The 7,689-nt window shown below is 41.0% G+C and carries 7 protein-coding genes; all 7 read right to left on the reverse strand.

Annotation, left to right across the window (positions count from 1 at the left end):
* Positions 1-11 precede the first annotated feature (11 nt).
* Positions 12-653, reverse strand: a complete 642-nt coding sequence (locus BUB56_RS14790; RefSeq protein WP_110942076.1) for a response regulator transcription factor — start codon at positions 651-653, stop codon at positions 12-14.
* Positions 631-2,049: a sensor histidine kinase gene (locus BUB56_RS14795; RefSeq protein WP_190014573.1), complete on the reverse strand. Its 1,419-nt coding sequence runs from the start codon at positions 2,047-2,049 to the stop codon at positions 631-633. Before BUB56_RS14795 ends, BUB56_RS14790 begins: the two co-directional genes overlap by 23 nt.
* Positions 2,050-2,060: 11 nt before the next feature.
* Positions 2,061-3,857, reverse strand: a complete 1,797-nt coding sequence (locus tag BUB56_RS14800) for an ABC transporter ATP-binding protein (protein WP_190014574.1) — start codon at positions 3,855-3,857, stop codon at positions 2,061-2,063.
* On the reverse strand, positions 3,838-5,355 hold the full coding sequence (locus BUB56_RS14805) for an ABC transporter ATP-binding protein (RefSeq protein ID WP_110942079.1): 1,518 nt from the start codon (positions 5,353-5,355) through the stop codon (positions 3,838-3,840). The genes BUB56_RS14800 and BUB56_RS14805 overlap by 20 nt, the downstream gene beginning before the upstream one ends.
* Before the next feature lie 20 nt (positions 5,356-5,375).
* Positions 5,376-5,648, reverse strand: a complete 273-nt coding sequence (locus BUB56_RS14810; RefSeq protein WP_110942080.1) for a hypothetical protein — start codon at positions 5,646-5,648, stop codon at positions 5,376-5,378.
* A 37-nt stretch (positions 5,649-5,685) separates the two neighbouring features.
* Complete coding sequence (locus tag BUB56_RS14815; protein WP_334292841.1) at positions 5,686-5,994, reverse strand: PadR family transcriptional regulator; 309 nt, start codon at positions 5,992-5,994, stop codon at positions 5,686-5,688.
* Positions 5,995-6,217: 223 nt separating this feature from the next.
* On the reverse strand, positions 6,218-6,916 hold the full coding sequence (locus tag BUB56_RS14820; protein ID WP_330392663.1) for a zinc metallopeptidase: 699 nt from the start codon (positions 6,914-6,916) through the stop codon (positions 6,218-6,220).
* Positions 6,917-7,689 lie beyond the last annotated feature (773 nt).

Below are 7,689 nucleotides of genomic sequence, written 5' to 3' on the forward strand. Positions count from 1 at the left end.
ACAAAAGTCCCTCATTTGAGGGACTTTTGTTTTGACCAATATAATGCAGCTTCTGTTCTATTGGTAACATCTATTTTTTTCATGATTTTACTTACATAGTTTCTCACGGTCTTTTCTGCTATAAACAATTCCTCTGCAATCTCCTTATTTGTCTTTCCCAACCCAATTAGATCCAATATATTCCGCTCCTGCGCCGTCAGTTCTTCTTCAAACTCGCTCTTTATCCTCACTACATTCATCACTTTGCCAACCATGGCAGGATCCAATATGGGTATTCCTAGGGCTACATTTTCAATAGCAGATACGATGGCTTTACTGTCAATATTTTTTAGCAGATACCCGTCTGCCCCCGCTTTGATCGTCTCCAGCAGCAACAAATCATCAGCATAGGCTGTGAGGATTATAATTTTTGTCTGGGGTAAAATCTTTTTGATCTGCCGGCAGCCGGTGGCGCCATCTCCATCGGGCAGTTTTAAATCCAAAAGTACAATATCAGGCTTTAGCGCCTCCACCTTTTGATAAGCCTCTGCTAGGGATCCGGCTTCCCCGCAAACTATAAAACCGGGTTTCTTCTCAATCAGCGTATTAATTCCCCATCTAACAATGGCATGATCGTCAACTAACAGTACTTTAATTTCCTTTATTTCCATCATAATATTCCTCCCATGGGATATTTAAAACCACCGTGGTCCCTTTGTGGCTGCTTTCTATTTCCAGTAGGGCATTTATTGACTTTGCCCTTTCTCGCATTGAAAATAGGCCATAACCATTAGAATGATCCAATTTATCTACGTCAAAGCCTTTTCCGTTATCCCGCACCTTTGCCACAACATATTTTAAAGTGGTATTAACCGTGACGGAAATCCTATTGGCGCTGGCATGCTTGATGGCATTATTAATTGCTTCCTGCAGGATATAATAAACCTGCGTTAGTTTCTCAGAAGAAAGATGTCCTAAAGTAATGTCAGGGATCTGATATAGCAGTTCTATTTCCACGTTGTTTGCTTTTTCATAGTGGTGGACAAGCTCATGGATCTTGTGTTTAAGATCTTCGATCTCCATTTTTCTGGAAGATACCTTCCCTAAAAAATCACGAATTTTGTAAATGGTGCTGTTGAGACTGTTTTTCATATTTTGTATATTCTCTCTTTGCTCATAGCAGCTGCTGTCCTCAAGCATTACCTCCAGTTGTAGGCCTACTGCGAACAAATCCTGCAGTACTACATCATGAAGCTCATGGCCAAGTCTTCTTCTTTCCCTGCTAGCAACCTGCTGTTCATTCAATAAGACAATTCTTTGATTGGTTTCCCATTGGAAAACATCAATAATGCTAATAAATAAAACAGTTATGGCAGATGCAGCAATCGTCCTTCCCAGCTCAACAGGGACGCCAAAAACCTTTGCGAACAATTCTTTATTAATGTACATAGCTGGAAAAAAGTCTACCTTTTTAACGATTAGGCCAGCCAGAATGGCATAGACGGCGAAAAGGACAGCCAATCCTCTTATTTTAAAGGCCATCTTTGTCAGTCCCATATTGATCATGCTTTCTGCATTCTTATACAGTGCGATGGCAGTAATAAGACCTGCAGGCAATCCTATAAAGTATCGGCTGGTCATGCTTTTGAACCACTGTCTTGCCCAAAGATCTCCCCTATGAAATAGCGGTACGATAAAATACACCCCAAGCCAAATAACAAACACAAGCCATGGCAATACTTTTAGGAATACCCCCATTCTTCCGTTATATTCTAAAAGCTTTATTCCAAATACGTAGAGAAATGTAAAGGAAAGTGCGTTTAATAGGATGGCTGATTGGATAAGTGTATTATCATACTCGGGATATATCTGTGCAATGATCATCATCAACAGCCATTCCGTAGTTCCATGGGCGATTCCAAAATACCCGAGGTGTTTTATGGACCTTAGAAGGGGAAAATTGCTTTCACCTTTCGTATTCTGGATTAATGCACATATGCCCATAGAATAAAAGGCCAGACCATAGACAAAAAACAAAAGTATATATTGATTACCGGTATAGATATTCATAAACATTCTCCTTAGATATCTAATCTCCATCCCAGATCTTCTAACTGTCTAAACACATTATACCATCCTTTTTCCCCTGCCAGTTTTTCCGGACTTCCAGATTGAACAATTTTACCTGATGCTATAATATAAACCACATTGGCGTCAATGATCCCGGAGAGGCGGTGACTAATCGTAATAATCGTTCTTTGATTTCCCACAGCTCTGAAGGCGTCAAAAATCACACTTTCTGTCAGTGCATCCATTCCTGAAGTGGGCTCATCCAACAGGAGTATAGGCGGGTCGGTGACAACAGCTCTTGCCAGGGATAATAACTGCCCCTGTCCAAAGGATAACTTTATACCCTGAATACCCAGCATTGTATCATAGCCATCAGCTAGTGAAACGATAAGCTCATGCAAACCCACCAGCTTTGCAGCCTTTTCTATCTCCTCCTGGGTAATCCGCTCATCCCTTAGGGTTATGTTTTCTCTTATGGTTCCCTCGAAGATTTGGGTGTTTTGTGGCACAATACCGATTAATCGCCGTCTATCTTCCGGACAGAGGCGATAAGGGTCTATACCCGACAGGCAGATTTCACCTTCAAGAGGCCTATATAATCCGGCAATTAAATTCATGAGACTTGTCTTTCCCGCTCCTGTTCTGCCTACTATTGCTACTTTTTTTCCCTCTTCTATATCCAGGCACACCCCCTTGAGGACAGTCTTTTCCTTTGAATATCCAAAACTTACTTCCTTTATCCGTATGGCAATTCCACTCTTGGTTTGAGTCAATGGGTGATCGATATGGTGTAGTTCACCTTTTTCTTCGACTTCCTCATCCAAAAATCCGTTGATGCGCTTCAAGCCTGCCATAGCTTGTTGTATCGTTTGGAATTCTTGGCTCAAAGCTTCAATAGGACCTAATAACCTGCTGACTAAATCAGCAAAGGCTGCAAGGCTTCCAATTGTTAAAATTGTATTATCCATATTGCCTGTTCGTGCCCCCAGTAGAATAATCGTAGCAATGGTAATGGCTCTTATGGTCTGAGTCACACAAGGAAAATAGGAATCAAAAACTGCCGCATGATTAATGGATTTTAAATGTTCTCTCAATGGAACCTGGAACTTGTCCTCATATGCATCTTCTTTCACATAACATTTAATGACGCGAACGCCATTGAAGAGTTCCTGCAGATAAGTGTTTATTTTTCCTACTGCTTTTCTAATTTCCATTTGTGCTTTTAATATATTTCTACGAAAATAATTCGCCGCCATAAATATGGCAGCGATCGCCAGCAGTGCAACAAGAAATAGCCTAGGGCTTATCAGATACATAGCCGTGGCAATACCGAAAACCTTCATTAAGTCTGTGAATCCACTGATCAAACCCGATGAAAAAAGTGCATTTACTGAATCAACATCAGAACTCATATAACTCATTATTTCGCCTACCGGTGTTCGATTATAATAGTTCATTGGCAGTTTCGAAATATGATTAGCCATTAGCAGCCTTAAATCCATCAGTATATTTTGTCCTATATAGGTTGTTAGATAAGTTTGCCCAAAGGCAAAAAAACTGCTGCCCACTGCTGCAGCAAGGTAGTAAGCTGCTGCCTGCCATATCTGACTCATTTGTCCTTCCTTTAAATATATATCCAGTATGCTTCGCAAAAGAATAGGAGGCAGCAGTTCCAGTAAAGTTAGGATGAGGGCGGTAACGGCCAAAGCTATATAAAATATCCGCAATCGACGCCATGTGTTTGCCAGCATTTTTAGTATCAGTGAAAATGGATACTGTTTTCCCCTGTTAGTTGGAGTTAATGTCATTATTTTCACCCTCCATCCAGTTTTGTGCATTAAATATTTTCTGGTAGATTCCATCCTTTTGCATTAATTCATGATGACTTCCCTGTTCCACCAGTCTTCCTCTATCAAGAACCAGAATTTGATCTGTATGTTTAAAAACTTCCAGTCTATGTGAAAAAATCAATATGGTTTTCCCTTGTAGTTCCTGCCGTATTCTCTCAATCATTTTCCTTTCAGTACCTATATCTACAGCAGAAAAGGGATCATCTAATAATACGACAGGTGTATCCGCATATAATGCTCTTGCTATGGAAATTCTCTGTTTCTGTCCTCCGGATACACGCAGTCCTCTCTCGCCTACCAGAGTTTGTATCCCCTGGGGAAATAAATCCATATCATCGCTTAAGGCAGTGATGTACAATATCTTTTCCAGCCTTTCGTAATCTGCTGAAGCCCTATCCAAGGTACCAAATGAAATATTTTCTTCTATTGTCGAAGAGAATAAGAAGGAATCTTGTGGGGAGTAAGCGATCATCCCTTTACGCTGCCCCGCATTCATCTCCCTTAATTCCCTGCCAAAGATTTTTATGCTGCCTTCGTATGGATATAGTCCTGTCAATACTGCTGCCAGTGCGCTTTTCCCCGATCCTACAGAACCTGTGATCCCGATTATAGCGCCTTTCCTGCTTTCAAAACTTATATTGGACAGCACATTGTGTGTACTGCCTGCATATTTAAAACACATATTCTCAAAGCGGATAGCTTCTTCGTTGTTTTCTTCCATTTGAGGAACAGTCGTGGCTGCTTTCATTAAAACAGGAACCCTAAGCTTTTCTTTTATTCGGTCCCAGGATGCTTTTGCTGCATGAAATTGATTGAATACCCTGGCTGCGACCCATGTTCTGGTAGACATGGCAATAAACATCGTAAGGTATGCAGTAAAACTTCCCAAAGACCAGGAGCCACTGATTACCTGATTCCCACCCAGGCCAATAACCCCAATAATCCCCAGTGAAGCCAGCGTAGAGTATACAGGCATCATGCCCGTTTGAAGCAAACTGGTCTTTATGCTCCAGTTCATCTGATCTTTACTGTATTCTTTTAACCTTTCTCTCTCAATTTCTTCGCGGCCAAATAACCTTAAGACACTTATTCCATTGAGGGTCCTCTGTAAATGGGAATTCACAAGTGAAGCAGCTTTTCTCGAATTTGTAGAAAATCTATAGAGAGGATGTCTGATTGCTTCAGCCGTATAAATGGCAATAGGAATCGGTATTGAGCATACCAGTGTAATCACCGGATCATAATAAAGCAGCACTACGTAATAGGACAGCATCAACAGCCAGGTATCCCAAGCTTCATTGATAGTAGTCTGCATGGTCGACACCACCTGTTCTACATCCCCAACCGTTCTTGCCATTAAATCCCCTATAGACTCGCGATCCAGCTGTTCCATAGACTGTCCTAATGTCTTTGAAAGAATCCCGGCTCTCATATCACATGCAATACGATTGCTCATATCTCTTAAGTACCATCTTTTTATGTATCGTGCATATTGAAAAAAATTGTAACGCCTACAAATAGAAAGCAGTTCACTGCCAGGCTCCTGATATTTTCCTGATTTACTCCCTTTTTTTTTAATGTGGCTGCCGCATCCAAGGCTCTCCCAAGCAAAATTGGTCCTGCTACAATGATTGTGTTGTAGAGGATACCTGCTACAGCCTGAATGACAAACTGCTTTCTATATTTTTTAAGGTAGGATGTAAGTTTAAATGGATCATCCTTTGGCAGTTGAAATAATTCTAATTCCATAGCAATGTCCTCCTTTAAGATTTAGGTCCTATGCTTCCTATTCCAGCTCTTCTATTAGTTCCAAAGCTTTTTCTTTGGCCAGCTTTAATACCTCCTTCCCTTCAGCGGTGATTTGATAGTATTTTCTAACCTTGCCATCAATAATCTTTTCACTGGCATGCAGTAACCCACTCTTTTCGAGGCCGTGCAAAATTGGGTATAGAGTCCCTGCGCTGATTTCATATCCATGTTCATGTAATTCTTCCATCATCCATAGCCCGAATACAGGCTCCTTAGATGCATGATGCAGTATGTGCAGTTGAATAAAGCCCAGGAAAAGCTTCCTTAAAACCTTCTCCTTCAACACAATCACCTCTTTATTATCGGTTTTAGATATCGGTTTTCGATAATATTAGTATATATCATCCTTTGAAAGCTTTCAACTGCCTTTGAAAAATAAAAAGGACTGATCAGACGCTATGCTGTGCCCAATCAGCCTTTCTTCAATAGGTATTTGGCTAACGTAATTAATTTCTTATAATAATATAGCTCATATAAATGCCATAGGAAAGGACTAAAAATAACCACCTTTAATCATTATTTCTTTGCAGCAATCCTGATATCACTAACAATCTTATCAGCTGCATAATCGCCATGGCTGTTGCGGCCACATAGGTTAGAGCAGCAGCATTTAGCACCTTCTTCACAGGCTTTTCTTCTTCCGCAGTTATATATCCACCCTCTGACAAGAGGGCTAATGCCCTGCTGCTGGCGTTATATTCCACAGGCAAAGTGATGAACTGGAAAGCAACAGCAAACATAAACACCACTACGCCCAATGCCGCCAGTGATTGCGACCCCAGGATAAGACCTATAAACAACAGGGGAAAGGCAGCCTGGGATCCAATGCTGGCAAATGGTACAATCATATTTCTCAGTACCAGCATTGTATAGCCCTCCTCATGCTGCACTGCATGGCCTACCTCATGGGCGGTAATTCCCAAAGCGGCCAGCGATGTACCATGATAAATCTCCGGAGACAATCTTAATACTTTTTTTCTTGGATCATAATGGTCTGTCAGGTGTCCCTGCACCAATTCGACCTCAACACTGTCAATCCGCTGGTCTCTCAATAACCTTCTTGCCAGCTCCGCCCCTGTAATAGAAGACATTGCTCTATAATTTGCATATTTTGCGTAGACGCTTTTCACCTTTCCCTGAGCATATAGGGCCAGTAAAATAGCCGGTAATATTAAAATGAAAGTTGGATCAAACATAAAAGGCATCATCGTCATTCCTCCTTAAATTTATTTTAAACTTTTATATTCATTAGTGTTCCATGATAAATCCCAGTCGATTTTATCCCTGCCTCCTTCCTGCTTTTGTCATAAGTAATATTTTAAAATAAAAAAAACCCTAACACAATTTTATCCTGCAGATAAAAATGCGCTAAAGGTCTTACAGCTTTGAGAAGTCAAAGGATAAAGCCAGATAGCATGCAGCCATCGGTTGTTGACTTTATCTCCCCTTGTTGGGTAGTTACTCCCCTTTAACAACGATATTTTGTTTGATAATTAAATATAGCATACTTACGACAAATTGTTCAATCCCCTATTAGACACACAGCTGTGCTATTTCAGTCAAATTCCCATTATGTGATCAAGCAGGTATTAAATCCTTGGATTATCTTTCTCTACCACCGATTTTCTTATTTATTATGAAAGTCAATGAGCATTATCCTGTTGTTTTGCAGTGTTTGAGAAAAATGCGACGTAAGGCGGAACCACGGGGGCGTGGTTCCCTACCATTGAAATATGTCATTCATGCGTAGTGGCGGGTTTCCATGCCCGCCATTGGGTTTTGAACCTGATTGGGCCTGAGACCCAACCCTACTTTATCATCCTCATAAAGCTGTCACCCTGAGCGGAGCGAACGGGTCTAGAATTTTAAAGGTCAGATCCTTCACTCCGTTCAGGATGACAAATCATAAAGCGGGTTGCAGGAATCTTGCTGCCCGGGTGGACAGGGTCCTCCACCCCTACAACCTAATTCCAATACATAT

Origin of the sequence: Geosporobacter subterraneus DSM 17957 (assembly GCF_900142145.1) — a bacterium.
Lineage (GTDB): Bacteria > Bacillota > Clostridia > Peptostreptococcales > Thermotaleaceae > Geosporobacter > Geosporobacter subterraneus.